18 protein-coding genes and 1 pseudogene are annotated in these 14,984 nt (G+C 37.9%); 12 read left to right on the top strand and 7 right to left on the bottom strand.

The annotated features are described in order from the left end of the window. Window positions 1-260 precede the first annotated feature (260 nt). From V6984_RS12440 to istA (V6984_RS12425), 4 genes are all read right to left on the bottom strand, one after another. Window positions 261-452, bottom strand: coding sequence for a hypothetical protein (locus V6984_RS12440; protein WP_342755954.1), 192 nt, complete (start codon window positions 450-452; stop codon window positions 261-263). A gap of 1 nt (window position 453) precedes the next feature. Then, window positions 454-1,290, bottom strand: a complete 837-nt coding sequence (gene istB, locus V6984_RS12435; RefSeq protein WP_342755953.1) for an IS21-like element helper ATPase IstB — start codon at window positions 1,288-1,290, stop codon at window positions 454-456. After that, a complete protein-coding gene (gene istA, locus V6984_RS12430) occupies window positions 1,283-2,764 on the bottom strand; it encodes an IS21 family transposase (protein ID WP_425324244.1) in 1,482 nt (493 codons plus the stop codon). Before istA (V6984_RS12430) ends, istB begins: the two co-directional genes overlap by 8 nt. A gap of 139 nt (window positions 2,765-2,903) precedes the next feature. After that, window positions 2,904-4,232 carry an IS21 family transposase gene (gene istA / locus V6984_RS12425; protein ID WP_342755951.1) on the bottom strand — a complete coding sequence of 443 codons (1,329 nt, stop codon included), beginning with the start codon at window positions 4,230-4,232 and terminating at the stop codon, window positions 2,904-2,906. A 275-nt stretch (window positions 4,233-4,507) separates the two neighbouring features. Between istA (V6984_RS12425) and V6984_RS12420 the strand changes: the two genes are divergently transcribed. From V6984_RS12420 to V6984_RS12405, 4 genes are all read left to right on the top strand, one after another. Next, window positions 4,508-5,092, top strand: a complete 585-nt coding sequence (locus tag V6984_RS12420; protein ID WP_342755950.1) for a DJ-1/PfpI family protein — start codon at window positions 4,508-4,510, stop codon at window positions 5,090-5,092. A gap of 201 nt (window positions 5,093-5,293) precedes the next feature. Further along, window positions 5,294-5,593, top strand: coding sequence for a hypothetical protein (locus V6984_RS12415; protein WP_342755949.1), 300 nt, complete (start codon window positions 5,294-5,296; stop codon window positions 5,591-5,593). A 563-nt stretch (window positions 5,594-6,156) separates the two neighbouring features. Then, on the top strand, window positions 6,157-6,402 hold the full coding sequence (locus V6984_RS12410) for a hypothetical protein (RefSeq protein ID WP_342755948.1): 246 nt from the start codon (window positions 6,157-6,159) through the stop codon (window positions 6,400-6,402). Window positions 6,403-7,243: 841 nt separating this feature from the next. After that, complete coding sequence (locus V6984_RS12405) at window positions 7,244-7,699, top strand: GNAT family N-acetyltransferase (protein WP_342755947.1); 456 nt, start codon at window positions 7,244-7,246, stop codon at window positions 7,697-7,699. Between the two features lie 367 nt (window positions 7,700-8,066). Here the strand turns inward: V6984_RS12405 and V6984_RS12400 are convergent. After that, window positions 8,067-8,159: pseudogene (locus tag V6984_RS12400) on the bottom strand (manganese catalase family protein); the annotation flags it as partial. 626 nt (window positions 8,160-8,785) lie between these two features. Next, window positions 8,786-9,058, bottom strand: coding sequence for a hypothetical protein (locus V6984_RS12395; protein ID WP_342755946.1), 273 nt, complete (start codon window positions 9,056-9,058; stop codon window positions 8,786-8,788). A 188-nt stretch (window positions 9,059-9,246) separates the two neighbouring features. Here V6984_RS12395 and V6984_RS12390 point away from each other — a divergent pair, with 188 nt between their 5' ends. The 6 genes from V6984_RS12390 (at window position 9,247) to V6984_RS12365 (ending at window position 13,260) form a co-directional block, all read left to right on the top strand. Continuing rightward, complete coding sequence (locus V6984_RS12390) at window positions 9,247-9,831, top strand: DJ-1/PfpI family protein (RefSeq protein WP_342755945.1); 585 nt, start codon at window positions 9,247-9,249, stop codon at window positions 9,829-9,831. 198 nt (window positions 9,832-10,029) lie between these two features. Beyond that, window positions 10,030-10,410 (top strand): hypothetical protein, encoded by a 381-nt coding sequence (locus tag V6984_RS12385; protein WP_425324209.1) that lies wholly within the window; start codon window positions 10,030-10,032, stop codon window positions 10,408-10,410. Between the two features lie 189 nt (window positions 10,411-10,599). Beyond that, window positions 10,600-11,388, top strand: a complete 789-nt coding sequence (locus V6984_RS12380; RefSeq protein ID WP_342755944.1) for an AAA family ATPase — start codon at window positions 10,600-10,602, stop codon at window positions 11,386-11,388. A gap of 7 nt (window positions 11,389-11,395) precedes the next feature. Next, window positions 11,396-12,403 (top strand): hypothetical protein, encoded by a 1,008-nt coding sequence (locus tag V6984_RS12375; protein ID WP_342755943.1) that lies wholly within the window; start codon window positions 11,396-11,398, stop codon window positions 12,401-12,403. 22 nt (window positions 12,404-12,425) lie between these two features. Beyond that, a complete protein-coding gene (locus V6984_RS12370; protein ID WP_342755942.1) occupies window positions 12,426-12,959 on the top strand; it encodes a DUF2786 domain-containing protein in 534 nt (177 codons plus the stop codon). Window positions 12,960-13,077: 118 nt separating this feature from the next. After that, on the top strand, window positions 13,078-13,260 hold the full coding sequence (locus tag V6984_RS12365; protein WP_342755941.1) for a hypothetical protein: 183 nt from the start codon (window positions 13,078-13,080) through the stop codon (window positions 13,258-13,260). A 57-nt stretch (window positions 13,261-13,317) separates the two neighbouring features. Here V6984_RS12365 and V6984_RS12360 read toward each other — a convergent pair whose 3' ends face one another. Then, window positions 13,318-13,497 (bottom strand): hypothetical protein, encoded by a 180-nt coding sequence (locus tag V6984_RS12360; protein ID WP_342755940.1) that lies wholly within the window; start codon window positions 13,495-13,497, stop codon window positions 13,318-13,320. An 82-nt stretch (window positions 13,498-13,579) separates the two neighbouring features. Between V6984_RS12360 and V6984_RS12355 the strand changes: the two genes are divergently transcribed. Together V6984_RS12355 and V6984_RS12350 are read left to right on the top strand one after the other, a co-directional pair. Continuing rightward, window positions 13,580-14,290: a DNA methyltransferase gene (locus V6984_RS12355; RefSeq protein ID WP_342755939.1), complete on the top strand. Its 711-nt coding sequence runs from the start codon at window positions 13,580-13,582 to the stop codon at window positions 14,288-14,290. 186 nt (window positions 14,291-14,476) lie between these two features. After that, window positions 14,477-14,935, top strand: a complete 459-nt coding sequence (locus V6984_RS12350) for an HNH endonuclease signature motif containing protein (protein WP_342755938.1) — start codon at window positions 14,477-14,479, stop codon at window positions 14,933-14,935. The last annotated feature ends 49 nt before the right edge of the window (window positions 14,936-14,984 follow it).

The following is a 14,984-nucleotide window of genomic DNA, read 5'->3' as shown; positions in this document are numbered from 1 at the left end:
CTCGGATGTTTTCGTGTTCAGGAAGAACTCCTGGACTAATCGGATTGCTTTGCATTCGACTTAATACCTGCTTAAATGTTTTGTAACGGCAGGAGTTCATTTGAATACACTGACGTGCTGTTTCTTCTACGATTCCATGCGGCATTTCTTTTTGTGATTGTCAATAAAAAAGTCCCAAAAATAGCGGAGAAAATTCCCCACTTTATTTACCCGGGAAAAAGCACCGCTATGGATGCTTTTTCCAGTTTTTTACTGTCTTTTTACACCATGGGTAATACGCCATGCCATAATTCATAATCAGGAATTGCGATATCATTCTTCATAAGCAATAATTCCAGCTCTTTATTACGCTGTTTGAGCAGTTCAGCTTTTCTTTGCTCATCATCAAGCATATCTCTCAGTATATCCGCCGCTTCTATCGCTTCGTTTCGTGTCAGCCTGTTTTCTTTCATCTCATAAATCCCCGCTTTCTTCGGTCTCTTCCATTTCGCTCAAACCTTCCTTTGTTCCATTTCCTGAACTCTCTTTTTTCGGTCTGCCCCGCCGTTTCACAGCGCTGATCCGTTCCCGTTCTTTCATCCGGTAGCTTTCACCTTCTATAGTTATAAAGCTGCAGTGGTGCACAAAACGGTCAAGAATGGCCGTTGCCAGTACCGGGTCAAAAAGAATGCTCCCCCATTCATCAAACTGCTTATTGGAAGTAATGATGGTAGAGGCTGTCTCGTATCTTTTGGAAATCACTTCATAAAGATCGTCCACATTTGTCTGGCCCAGCTTCTTGAGCCCAAACTCATCAATTACCAGCAGATCCGGTGAAATGTATTTCTTCAGTTTCTGGCGGAAAGAGTTGTCCGCACGGGATATGTATAAATCCTCCATCATTTCCGAAAGCGTGGTGAACAGCACCGTGTACCCCTGTTCAATCGCTTTTATGCCAAGTGCGATGGAGAGATGAGTCTTACCGGTTCCGGGAAGTCCGATAAAAGCTATATTTTCTTTTTTCCGGATAAACTCGCAGGTCCCAAGGGCATAGATGACCTGACGGTTCAGGCAGGGCTGCCATGAAAAGTTGAATTCTTCCATTGTTTTATGCTGGGGCATGCGCGAACGCTTCATCCGATCGTTACGTCTGTTTCTTGAGCGGTTAAGATTTTCATCATTTATGAGCAGTTCAAGAAATTCGATATAGGACATCTGTTCCTTTGCTGCCTGTTGGGCCCGCATATCCGCTGTTTGGAGAATTCCGGCAAGATGGAGCTTTTTTATCTTTTCCTGTAAGGAATCATTCATGGGAGATCACCCCCAGTCCTGTCATTTGACGGTAATCCGACAGTTTCCTGATTTTGCTTCTTCCTTCCATGGACAGTTCCTGTTCATCCTCCAGTGGAAGATGGTACAGACCGCTTTCACAGATCTTTTTTACTGCCCGGTAGGTAATGTTTCCATAATGGCATGCCCTTTGGCAGGCCTTGTCTACGGCATCCTCCCCATATTTTTTTCGGAGTGCCAGGATACCGGAAATGCTCCGGTAATGATGGCACTGGTACATCTCCGTATCCTTAAATGCTTCCAGAAATGCCAGCGCGCCTGTCCCCACCTGTGCCATTTTTTCGCGATAGCTTGACAAAAGCTCCTCCTGTGTTATTGTTTTGGTAGATGGGTAATGACTCTTATCCGTCACATGTTCGCCCTTTGCATTCCCGCACAGACTGTGGAGGGCGATCTCTTTTCCGGCATGGTAGATTTTCAATAAATGATTCACTTCGATGACATCCACTTCCATTCCGATATAAGTGTAAGGCACGGAATAATAATTGCCGTCATGAACGATATGGCAGTCTGTCCTTACGGTGGCGGCCCCGGATTTTGAAAAGAGAAAGTCCTGCGCAGGAAGCGGCTTTAAATATGCTTTTTCTGTCTCAAGATATACGGTTTCCGGTTTTCGGCTTGTAGTCCCGTGTATCCGACGGTTTGCCGTTTCTTTCAGCCATGACAGGAGAAACCGCTTTGCTTCTTCGATTTCTTTAAAATCCCGTCCCTTAAAGCAGTTTTCTTTTACGTATCTCACGTTCGATTCTACTTTCCCTTTATCGGTTGGTGTGTATACCCGGCACGGATTGGGAAGGAAGCCATAGTGCCCGGCAAAAGCGGCATAGGTGCGCTGCACGGTCGGCTCATAAAAGTCTGCCTCAACGATAGCAGCCTTTAAGTTGTCGATCTTTACGGTCTGGGGAACTCCGCCAAAGTACCGGAATGCCTCTGTGTGGCACCGGATGAAGGTCTGCACGCTCTGATCCAGAGTAACAGCAACGTACATGTAGCGGGAGTAGCTCAAAGACATGACAAAGATCCATGCTTTGCGCGGTGTTCCATTTACTCTCAAGGTTCCGATATAACCGAAATCTACCTGTGCCTCTTCGCCCGGCAGGGAATGCAGCACCATGTAGGCGTGAGGCTGGGATTTCCTTATTTTTTTCACATAATCGCGCAGGGTGGTATAACCGCAGGCAACGCCGAACTCTTTTTGCAGATCCTGGTGGATGCGGGTAATGGACAATTCCTTGGATAACTGGATTTCTATGTATTCCTTGTATTCATCCAGCATGGACGGCCAGGTTCCCTCCTGTGTTTCCTGTGGCAGCTCCTTTCCCTGCGTTTCTTCTCTGAGCACTTTGCGTACTGTTTTTCTGTCAATGCTAAGCATCTTCCCAATCTGGGTTTTGTTGTATCCTTTCTGATACAGAGTCATGATTGTAGTTTTCATGTCTACCTCCAGCATAATAAAATTTTCCTCCTTATGGGGAGAGTCCTTTGTTACGCTTTCAGTATAACTTGGTCTTTACGTTAGGCATAACAAGGTGGGGAATTTTCTCCGCCAAAAGTGGGTATTTTTATTATGCCATTCACAGCATTTCTTTTACCGTATGAAGAAGCCCAGCACACGCATTATAGGCTTGTTCCTCGTGTTTAGAAGCTTTCAGTAGCCTATCAATGCATTCTTCCATGTTAGGTCCGAATACTGAAGCCCAGCGCCTATAGTAAGCACCATCCTTTTCATTGACTTCCTTGTAGTAAAGGTGTTCCGGTCTCATATGACTATCTTCTGTGATGTATTTGGGAAAGTCCTTGTAAGACCGTTTGTGTTTGCAGATCAATCTGTTGTATCCATCGCAGATACGGATTTCTGATGCTGTTGCCTTTATAATTGCAGGTTTTCCACAATGGGTATACACTACTGAATAGTAGTGATCGTCATACTCGATGTGGTAATTATCAGGAATTCTTGTGACTGTTTTGTAATCGCATACCGTGAAGCATCCGCCTGGCAGTGGTTTCATACACGGTTTGTCGTACTTTACAAATGCGTCGGCTCTTGAGTAATTCTTGTTTTGAAATTTCCTAGAGTTGAGGGTCGCTACTATTTTTTGTATGTCAGCGTTCAACTCTTCCAAAGAGATATAAATGTTCTCTTTGAGTTTTTCTACAAGATGGGTTTCAAGATAGCGCACGTGATTCTCCACGGTAGGTTTCCCTTTCGGTTTTCGAGGCGGTGGAGGGAGTACGATCGTATCGTAGAAATCTTCCAGATCAGAATAAGCAGACTGTAAAATCAGCTCATCCTTGGTATGCTTTGTAACAGCAGCTTTTAAATTGTCAGGAACAAGATACTTAGGTATCCCTTCATAGAATTGAAGTGCATGAACCGTTCCTGTCGAGAAGCTTTGCAACTTTTCATCTAAGAATGCTTCCGCATAGATATAGCTGCTAAGTCCCATCGTGGTTACGAATAAATGTACCTTCCGTATTTCGCCGGTTTCTGGATCCATTAATAGCTCTGGTTGGTCACCGACCCAATCGATGTACATTTTTTCTCCGGGAACGCGTTCCACTGCCATCTTGACATCACGCTTTCCAAAGTTTTGTTCTACGAAGCGGTTATAAAGTTCGTAGAACTGGGATTGTTCGTATCCATCAGGATGTTCCTGTTTGTATTCCATCCAACAGTAAGATACATTCACCTTACTTCCTTTGGAATGAATACGATTGAAATAGTGCTGGAATTCTGGTAGTTGGATGTCTTTGCGTTGTAGGTTCTCGGGTGGATAAAACAGCATCTCAACCTCAGGTGGTTCCATGGATTTTAGTTGCTCCAGGGCGAAACCCGAAGCATTGTAACGTTTTAGAATAAGCTGCACCGTTCCGGAGCCGATATGATATCGGTCTTGGATCACACTGATTGAGCACTTATTCTGGCGCATTTGAATCACGCAAATAATAGTGTTGTAGTCTTGCATTTGCATGCCTCCTTTCGTAGTTTGTTTTATGACTACGAAAGAACTATAACACGTTGAAAATATTTATGCAGTTAAAGCGGAAAGGCGTGCAGAACCGGTCGGAAGTGCCATGCAGTTGCTATCGGAATCGGCATGCAGATTGACCGGAATATGCAGGTGATATTCTATTCATTAAGATGATTTATATAATTGAGAAGAAAAGGAGCATTCCTATGGATGTAAATATCTTATTGTTTCCTGATTTTGAAACATTGGATGCTTTTGGTCCGGTTGAAGTGTTGGGAAGTATTGAGCAATACAAGCTACGTTATATTTCAGTTTCAGGTGGAACGATTACAAGCAGACAGGGTATCAGGGTATTAACAGAGAGTATTAAAGATGCTGATTCTTACGGAATTCTATTGATTCCGGGCGGGCGAGGAACACGCTCTTTAGTGAATGATATTAAGTTTATTGAAAAACTATCAGATATGGTTATAAAATCAAAGTATTGTCTTTCGGTCTGCACAGGTTCTGCGTTACTTGCGAAAACGGGACTTTTGGATAATAAAGAGGCTACATCAAATAAAAAGGCTTTTGAATGGGTTAAATCAATCAACACGGATGTTTTATGGATTGAAAAAGCCAGATGGGTTGCGGATCAAAAATACTACACATCTTCCGGTGTGTCTGCTGGAATAGATATGGCATTAGGTTTTGTGGCCGAAAGATTCGGTATGAATGAGGCGCAGAAAATTGCTGAACAGATTGAATATATTTGGAATTCTGATCCAAATAATGATCCATTCGCAGTATGAATATAATGAGAAGTCAATAAAAATTGAATGAGTAATAAAACTACTGACTATCAGTATTAAGCTGGTAGTTTTTATTTGCAGAAATTTTGTTAATAAATTAGTGTTAACAAATTGCTGAACATTGATAACTTAATATTGATAGTTGGTAGAAATACCTGTATCCTAAATTTATGAATTCAGAATTTGTCGGGGATATATTTAGTGAAAAAAAGAATTATACTTATTGTTTCTTTGATATTTATTATTATCGCAAGACTATTTTTCTGGAATAATGGCGGTGATGTTAGCAGTGTTAAGAGAACAGTTACAATATCAGAAGTTTATAGCGAAAAAGATATAAATGATGCGATGGATATCGTTGTAATGCAGATGAGCCTATTATTTTATTTTCAAGTTTTGATGTTGATTCTTCCGGTGGAGATTGTGGCTTTAACCCTGATGATACATATTCAAACTGGCAATGAACTACTAACTATAAAATATTTTATATTGCTAATCTAGTCAAGAAAACTGAAAGTAGGTAAGTTCAACGTTACGATTTTACGCAACGCTCAAAGATAAGTATTGTTTGCTCTATAGTTGCATTAACGTTTGACCTTAAAAAACCAACCATAGTACTTGTGGCGCTTTTGCCAACCTCATTAACTACAAAGGAGTGAAGTTTTCAACCCTGGAGAGCGTATTGACTTAATAGCCCTTGTATTTGTGAATCTGAAATTGTCCCATCTGAATTATTGGTTATGACTTCAACTTTGTATTCTATCACGCTGTAACTTAATTTCGTCCGATTTTAACACTCGTTTATGATTAAAATCATAGAAACAATTGAAACAAACTTCCAATAAAGAAACAATGGTTTGATATGATTTTATCATTACATGCTTAAAATTAATAAAATTGTATGGAAAAGCATAAATAAAGTAGGCGAATTTGTTAGCTAAAAATTGTAAATAAATTGGTTTAATTGTTCCTACATAATTGAATATTGATAGCTGGTAAAATATGTATTAGAATATACTAAAAGAAGACTAAGGCTATATATACAACATCATGGGAGGAGTATAATGAAAAGAAAATTAATAGCATTATTGACAATTTTGGGGGCATTGAGCACTATAAGGGTAATATGGAGTTGTATTAGCTATTCTAATAGAAATTCTGTTTCGATAATTGGCGGAGCAGACGGACCGACATCCATTTTTCTTGCAGCTAAAATTGGTAATAGTGCTACAATATATATCGTACCAGGATTATTATTTATAATTGCATTGATAATCTTTAGTATTTCATTTTTTAAAAATAAAAAATAATTTTAACAGAGCTTGTGCTCATATTACTAACTATCAATATTTGTATTGTTAGTTTTTGGTTATAAAAAAAAGAAATCAGGGTTTACGTTCTGCTCTTTATAGATGCTGCGGCAACGTAAAAGGGAAAGAAATGGTTGTTTTCTGCTATAAATCATAATTAGTTATATTTTGCAATCGCAATTAATATAGATGAGTACGGGCACCTTCTAAACAATCCGTACAAAAAAGAGTGGCTGTGTAGCTGCCCTTTTTTATTGGGAGGATAAAATCATTTGCTTTATCAAATAAAATATATCACGTAACTGTAAGCCATAGTATGCCTGCTGTTTTTCAGACAGCAGGAGAAAGGGGCTGTGCTTGCAAGAATGGTGCAAAGATTCTTTATGGATTGCTCTTGGAGCGTATGAATCTGTCAAGAAAGAATAAATAGCTTGATGAAGATAGGAAAATTTATGTAATTTACACTAGATAGTATAACAGAAGATTCCAGAGTATCAAAAACAATAGCAGTAAGATTCATGCAAGAATTAGAAAAATTTGGTTTTATCGAAAAAAAAGATGATCAAATCAGGCTGCTTTGATTTATGTTAAGAACTTCATTTTATTAAATGAAGAGGAAGAGGTGTCATCAGATAAAATACCGGAAATACAAGGAGGTCCAGATAATAACAGTAGTGAAAATGATATTGTGAAAATAATTCAAAAAAATAAAATACGAAAAAATTGTTGCTTTAAATGACATATATCAATAATTTAAGATTGTAAACTTAATATTGATAATTAGTAAATATGATGTTATTCTACTCATGAAGATTTTTTATATTAGGTGGAAGGTGTTAAAATGAACAATATTATACTTATAGATGTAACTGCAAATAATTGGAAAGAAATTTGTTGTCTGAATTCAGGCAAAGAGGGAAGAGAGTTTGTTGCAAGCAATTCCGTTTCTATCGCGCAGTCTGTTTTCGAAAATGGCTGGAAAATAAAGGGCATACAAGCAGATGATATTTTGATTGGTTTTACGATGTATGGATTTAGTGATGAATTGAAAGCGTATGAATTATGCCGCTTTATGATTGACCAGCATTTTCAAGGAAACGGATACGGCAAGCGTGCTTTGCAAGTAATTATAGCCGAAATGTTTAATACATATCAATGTGATAAAATCTATCTCAGTACTGCACCCAATAATCTTAGGGGAAAGCATATTTATGAAAACGCAGGGTTTATATCGGAAGGGGAAACATGTGGTGAAGGTGATGATATTGAAGAAATTTTTTATTTGAGGCGTTATTGAGCATAGTTGCATTATAGGGAAATATCATTGAAACTACTGTATCAAATGCTTTTACATATAAAAAAGAGAGTTTGAGCAGATGTAATATGGTAGCTAAAAGGTAATATACTACTTGTTACAACCAAAGAGGTATAAAAATGTATATCGAAACAAAACGATTAATCATGCGAATGTATCATCAGGATAGCGTATTATTGTTATGGCATCTGTAATCCGCTATATTACGTCTAACGTCCCTGTTTGGAACACATACATAGTGGCTATAATCATGTTTTATATAATTACATGAAAGGTTTTCAAAAAAGGAGAGAGATTAAAATCGGATTTCAGGCTTTTGAGGCTGAAATCCGATTTTTTAGGTTCTGTATTAATTTTTACACCTATCGAACGCAGGGTTAAACGCATAAAAGTTCTTCGAATCCAGATTATCCTGAACAATTCTGAGACCTTCACCGAAACGTAGTTATACAAACGCAATTTATTAATAGATAGTCACTCTTTATCCTGGGTAATAAAAGGCTCCATAAACAGATGTCGTTGATTATTTAAACAGAAGCTTGCTTGTTTGAGTTAAAACCTACAATGCTTATAGTTTCTCCAATTAAAAACGAAACAAATGTCCCAATAGAGACAATAAGGCTGTCGATATCGGATATAGCATCAAAGAGAAATGGCGGAGTTATTGGAAAATGGTAATACAAGTTAGTGAAAATATCTTTGAGAGAACCAATAAATAGCATTATAAAAAAGGATACTATCGCTAACGCGAGGCTTTTTATAGTATTAATGTTACCGAGGCGTCGTACAGTGATTCTTCCCATACAAAAACCGATAATGAATACTCCACAGTAAATATAGATGTAAATTACTAGAAAGCCTAAATAAGCCAGTGGTTCATTATACTTTGGGAGTAAGTAAAATGCAACAAAGTATGCCAGAATGATACAAAAAGAATATGCGATAAACGGGATATATGCCTTTAAGATTTTTTGCACACTGCGATCCTTTCATTATAGTTAATACAATAATAAAATTTAAATTGTAGCAGATAGATAATTAAAAGTCATAATGAAATTGATAATTAGTTTATTTAGAAATTTGCTTATAGAAGCCATATGCAAACAATAATGTACCTAAACCACCTAACGCTAAAATACTACCACCAATAATCTGATAACTTTTTGTAGCTGAGGCCGCTATCATATACATTCTCTCTGTATCCATAGAACCGCCATTTGCATTTACTGCGGCGTTAGCAGCATCCCAACCATAGGCGCTTGCATTAACTAAGACAAATATACCTATAGCAATAAGAAATATCATAATTGCCAAGGTGATGAGCATTACTTTCTTTTTCAATTTTTAACCCTTTCAATAAACTGTTGTGTAAGTAACTATACTATATCATTTTATTGATTAGTATTCAATTTTAAATTAGATTCAAATAGTTTATCTACATTGATAATTTAATATTGATGGTTAGTAAGTATGGTGATATTCTATTCATTAAGATGATTTATATAATTGAGAAGATAAGGAGCATTCCTATGGATGTAAATATCTTATTGTTTCCTGATTTTGAAACATTGGATGCTTTTGGTCCGGCTGAAGTGTTGGGAAGTATTGAGCAATACAAGCTACGTTATATTTCAGTTTCAGGTGGAACGATTACAAGCAGACAGGGTATCAGAGTATTAACAGAGAGTATTGAAGATGCCGATTCTTACGGAATTCTATTGATTCCGGGCGGACGAGGAACACGCTCTTTAGTGAATGATATTAAGTTTATTGAAAAACTATCAGAAATGATTATAAAATCAAAGTATTGTCTTTCGGTCTGCACAGGTTCTGCGTTACTTGCGAAAACGGGACTTTTGAATAATAGAAAGGCTACATCAAATAAAAAGGCTTTTGAATGGGTTAAATCAATCAACACGGATGTTTTATGGATTGAAAAAGCCAGATGGGTTGCGGATCAAAAATACTACACATCTTCCGGTGTGTCTGCTGGAATAGATATGGCATTAGGTTTTGTGGCCGAAAGATTCGGTATGAATGAGGCGCAGAAAATTGCTGAACAGATTGAATATATTTGGAACTCTGATCCAAATAATGATCCATTTGCAGTATGAATATAATGAGAAGCCAATAAAAATCGAATGAGTAATATAACTACTGACTATCAGTATTAAGCTGGTAGTTTTTATTTGCAGAAATTTTGTCTATAAATTAGTGTTAACAAATTGCTGAACATTGATAACTTAATATTGATAGTTGGTAGGAATTACAGTATTCTGATTATATAATTAAATTATGAGGAGGGTAGATGAATGCATCTGTTTTCAATATTTGGGGCCATATTATTTAGCTTAGTAGCAATATTGACATTATTAGTAACTTTAGGATTACCCTTGGGAGAATTTACACTAGGTGGCAAGTATAAAATTTTGCCAGTTAAAATGAGAGCGATGAGTGGCATTTCATTTATTCTTCAACTTGTGGCGGTATTTACGATTCTTTATGCAGGAGATATCATTCAGCTGCCATTTCCATTAAAATCGGCAAAAGTAATTTGTATTGTTTTTGCAATATACTTATTGCTTAATACGGGTATGAATTTTCTCTCCAATAGTAAAAAAGAAAAATATTTTATGACGCCGTTAGCGCTGATTAGTTCAATATGCTTTTTTGTTACGGCATTTTCAAGTTAATCGTTAACACAGAAAAATGAATCAACTACTAACTCTGAAATATTAGGTTAGTAGTTTTTTGATACAGAAATATAGTTATACAAACGCAAATTATTAATAGATAGTTACTCTTTATCTCAGGTAATAAAAGGCTTCAATGAAGTCTTTTTTTTATACACAAATTTATTTTATATTAAGGAGGAATATAAAATGGGTAGAATTATTGCGATTGCGAATCAAAAGGGTGGAGTAGGAAAAACCACGACATGCATTAGTTTAGGTGTTGGTCTTGCGAGGAAAAAGAAGAGAGTCTTGCTCATAGACTTTGACCCGCAGGGGAACTCAACGCAATCTTTGGGCTATAATCCGGACATGCTCGAAGTTACTGTAAGTGACGTGCTCGACAGAGTCATAGAAAAGGATTACACAATAGCCAATGATTATGGAATCATTCACAGCCAGGAAGGTATTGATATTCTCCCGGCCAACATAGAACTGGCAACTATGGAAATGAAGTTGCTGGCTGTCTATATAGGCAGAGAAAAGATCCTCGACAAATATATTCAAATGATCTCTGATAATTACGATTATATATTATTGGACTGTAAACCGAGTCTGGACATTATCACCTTAAATGCACTTACGGCAGCCGATAGCGTACTGATACCAGTCCAGGCGCAGTTCTACAGTGTAAAGGGCTTAGAGCAGCTTCTTAATACCATTAATCAGGTCGTAACGGGAGGATTGAATACAAGACTGACAATTGAAGGTATTCTGCTAACACTTGCAAATCCTCAGACGAATAACTTCAAAGAAATTAAAAAGGTAGTAGAAGGAGCCTATGGGCAGCATATAAATGTTTATCACACGCATATTCCCAGGGCAGTAACAGCAGAGGAAGCCCCGGCATCCGGAAAAAGCATCTATCTTTATGACGGAACAGGAAAAGTGGCGGCTGCCTATGAACAGTTCACGCAAGAATTTATAAAGGAGGCATAGTCACAGGATGAGTAGAAAAATGCCTTCGGTGGAAGTGAATAATTACACTTCCATTTTCACCAGTCCAATCTTTAAGGACCAGAACGGAGAATGGTATCGGGATGTAGGATATGAGGATTCATTGGATATCATTCGCGACAACTTTCATGGAGTAAGAAAATCCTTCGTTGCCATTGGTTATTATCTAAAGCATATCAAAGAGAATGAGCTATACAAAGAGGGGAATTATCAAAATATATGGGAATGTGCCAAGGAAGAGTTTGGTCTATCACAGCCTGCAGCAAGCAATTATATGCAGATGAATGATGCATTTTCAGTAAATGGAGATACTCCGCTATTAGACGAGAAATATGCTGGCTTTAATAAATCGCAGCTCCAAGAAATGCTTGCGCTTCCTGACGAGATTAAGGAAGAAATCAAACCGGAGCAGACAGTAGTTGAAATTAGAAAAATTGCAAGGGAAGAAAAAAAGGTTAAAGAACCTTCGGAAGCAGAAATACAAAAATTTTATGATATCCATGCTAAGAACTATGACGATAACAGAAGTAATTTAAAGGAACTGCTTATACAATACTTGGGTAAGGGACACTCTGGTGGAAATAGTGGTGGATTAAATTATCAATGCTCTCCGCGTGGAGTTAAGATTGGAAGGGCAGAGGAAATCACATGGGCGCATCTGATTAAGTTAATTAATCTATATATTTCGCTGAAAGTAAAATCGCAGCCGGAACCGGAGAATATTGTGGAACCGGACAGCAATGTAGATCAGCAGCTTCCAGGACAGATGAGCGTTCAGGATTATCCAGAGATATTACCTGACAGTTCTCCGGTTAAAATGGTAGCTGATAGTACACAAAGAATGGATGATTGTGAGTGCATCTACTGTCATCATGTATTTGATGGTAGAGAAGCTTGTAATGGCAATATGGATAACAGTGTTGTGGAATGCCCAAAATGTGGTAAAGAAATGGGGGTTAGCTTATCTATCGAGTATTTATGTTATTCGATAAACTAAAACTTTACTACTGGAGGTTAAAATGAATGAAAAGATACTACAGCGCCTCAAAAAGTTACAAGCATTGGCAGAACGTGGTGTGGGCGGGGAAAAATCAACGGCGCAAGCCATGCTGGATAAGCTGTTAGCAAAGAACGGCATAGAGACACTGGAAGAGCTAGAAACAGAAGAGGTAGAGTATTTTTTATTCAGCTACAAAGGAAAGCATGAGATTACACTACTTAAGCAATGCATGTATAAGGTTATCGGAGCGGCGGCGGGGCGGGAGTATTATAAAAGTCATGGAACACGACAGAAAATAGGTATTTACTGCACCAAAGCCCAAAAGATAGAGATAGAACTTGAATTTGAGTTTTACCGCAATGTCTTTTATGAAGAATTAGACAATTTTATGTGCGCTTTTATCCAAGCTCAAAAGATATTCCCGACAGACGCACCACGAAGGGATATTGATATAACAGAGCTGACACCAGAGGACTTAAGCCGCATGGCAATGCAAGACGCTATAAAAAAGAGAACCAGAGCGGCAATGATAGAAACTTCAAGTAATCCATAAATTAGGTTACTTAAATTAGAAGTTAATAGGTAATGCGCCCGGCGTCGGCCGGCATTACATACCGCAGGAGGCGGGACTGGCTTCTGCCGCTGCCTTCTGCAAAAAGGAGGGAACATAAATGTGTGTATTAAGATATAACAACTTTTGCGCTGCCTGTGCTGGAAGCCGAAAGGAAGATGATCGGATAGTATGTGTAGATGAGCGAGGTGTATATTTTGGGCTGCCGGTGGAATGTGTTCTTTTGGCTCCGTGTTTTAAACTTAAGATCAGGAGGATGGTTGAAGTTCAGAAGAAACAATAATAGCAATCAAAATCAACACATAATTGCGGTCCCGGAGAATTATGTACCGAGAGTGCATTAATCCTCTCTCGGGCCTTCCTCCTCTTCTTTGTTGGGAAGCGGTGACGAATCTGGATAGTCGTCGTATTGTAGGTCGGTTGTAAGAGTCCCAGGGGTTTTAAAACTTTGTTTGGGCTGTGTGCCCTCCCAGGAACCGTCAGGCGTGGTTGGTATAGATTTATTTTTAGTTGATTTCATGCGTTTGACCTCCTTTATGTAATTAGTATGTGTAGAGAGAAAAAAATTATTAATTAAATTAGTAGTTAGAGGAGATAAGGGAGTGTTAGATTTTGGATATTATAACATGGACTGTAGGGATGGAATGAGAGAATTTCCAGATAAGTATTTTGATCTTGCAATAGTGGATCCAGTGTATGGAGATGTAAAAGTAGGCGGGTATATGAATGGAAAGTCTCAGGGAGGAGTAGGTCCACACCCCGAATATGATTACTCCATCTGGAATCAGGAAAAAACAGACCAAAAGTATTTTGATGAATTGTTTCGTGTAAGCAAGAATCAGATTATATTTGGCGGTAACTATTTCGCTGAGGAAATAGGTAAAAATAGCTCATGTTGGATTGTATGGGATAAATGTAATGGAACTACGAACTGGGCCGATTGCGAATTAGCATGGACTTCTTTCAACTCTGCAGTAAGAATGTTTAAGTTTATGTGGAATGGAATGTTACAAGGAAAGTCTATTGAGCATGGAGATATTATGCAAGGCAATAAGGCATTAAATGAAAAAAGGATCCACCCGACACAAAAACCAGTAGCATTATACAAGTGGATCCTAAATAACTTTTGTCAGCCAGGTTGGAAATTACTTGATACCCATACGGGCAGCGCAAGTAGCTTGATAGCATTTTATGATTTGGGGTATGACTTCGTAGCTTTTGAAAAAGAAAAAGGTTATTACGACTTATCTTCAAAAAGACTAAATGAGCATAAATCACAGATAACATTATTTGATATTGGAATGGACAGGTAATTAATAAAGTTATTGACGACATTATTTTTCATACCATGTATGGACAAGATAGTGCGCAAAGAGCAAAAGTCAGCATAATAAAAGCGTTAGGTAATGCTATCTAATTTAGAATTTAACACAGAAAGGATTTGTAATTTATGAAAAAATGTAACGTGTGTGGAACAATGCTTCCGTGTGTTAATAAATATGGAGTATGCAAGGAATGTGATGAACAACTCAATGATTGTTTTAATAAATGCAAAAACCCATGCAGAACAAAAGAAGAACAAAAAACGAACTTTGATAAGTGGAAACCAGATTGGGATAAGGATTAACCTGAGATTTAAGAGAGGAGAACAGATGGCCGTTGAAATTAAAGTGATAAAAAGACGAAAGTTATCTAAAGCAGAGAGGACAGAAATACATAATAAATATGATGGACACTGTGCCTATTGTGGCTGTGAGATTGATTTTAGCAAGATGCAGGTGGATCATGCAAAGCCGCTAAGAATAGGCGGAACGGACACTATGGACAACATGATGCCAGCTTGCAGGAGTTGTAATTCTTACAAAACAACTTTTGACGTGGAAGGCTTCAGAAATTATGAGAAGAATAAATGGCTTTATGAGAAAGCGCCAAAAGAAGCGGCTGATCTATTTATATAGCTGAGTTAACCGGCTGGGCTTGGTATTATTTTTCCAACCGGTTAATAAC

Source organism: Kineothrix sp. IPX-CK (genome assembly GCF_039134705.1).
Lineage (GTDB): Bacteria > Bacillota > Clostridia > Lachnospirales > Lachnospiraceae > Kineothrix > Kineothrix sedimenti.
The sequence above is the reverse complement of the archived record's forward strand: the minus strand, read 5'-3'. Positions and strand labels throughout refer to the sequence as shown.

Coding starts and splice junctions, on each gene's coding strand:
- V6984_RS12440 (WP_342755954.1), bottom strand. CDS start 452: ATGAAAGAAAACAGGCTGACACGAAACGAAGCGATAGAAGCGGCGGAT.
- istB (WP_342755953.1), bottom strand. CDS start 1,290: ATGAATGATTCCTTACAGGAAAAGATAAAAAAGCTCCATCTTGCCGGA.
- istA (WP_425324244.1), bottom strand. CDS start 2,764: ATGAAAACTACAATCATGACTCTGTATCAGAAAGGATACAACAAAACC.
- V6984_RS12420 (WP_342755950.1), top strand. CDS start 4,508: ATGGATGTAAATATCTTATTGTTTCCTGATTTTGAAACATTGGATGCT.
- V6984_RS12410 (WP_342755948.1), top strand. CDS start 6,157: ATGAAAAGAAAATTAATAGCATTATTGACAATTTTGGGGGCATTGAGC.
- V6984_RS12405 (WP_342755947.1), top strand. CDS start 7,244: ATGAACAATATTATACTTATAGATGTAACTGCAAATAATTGGAAAGAA.
- V6984_RS12390 (WP_342755945.1), top strand. CDS start 9,247: ATGGATGTAAATATCTTATTGTTTCCTGATTTTGAAACATTGGATGCT.
- V6984_RS12385 (WP_425324209.1), top strand. CDS start 10,030: ATGCATCTGTTTTCAATATTTGGGGCCATATTATTTAGCTTAGTAGCA.
- V6984_RS12380 (WP_342755944.1), top strand. CDS start 10,600: ATGGGTAGAATTATTGCGATTGCGAATCAAAAGGGTGGAGTAGGAAAA.
- V6984_RS12375 (WP_342755943.1), top strand. CDS start 11,396: ATGAGTAGAAAAATGCCTTCGGTGGAAGTGAATAATTACACTTCCATT.
- V6984_RS12370 (WP_342755942.1), top strand. CDS start 12,426: ATGAATGAAAAGATACTACAGCGCCTCAAAAAGTTACAAGCATTGGCA.
- V6984_RS12365 (WP_342755941.1), top strand. CDS start 13,078: ATGTGTGTATTAAGATATAACAACTTTTGCGCTGCCTGTGCTGGAAGC.
- V6984_RS12360 (WP_342755940.1), bottom strand. CDS start 13,497: ATGAAATCAACTAAAAATAAATCTATACCAACCACGCCTGACGGTTCC.
- V6984_RS12350 (WP_342755938.1), top strand. CDS start 14,477: ATGGAGTATGCAAGGAATGTGATGAACAACTCAATGATTGTTTTAATA.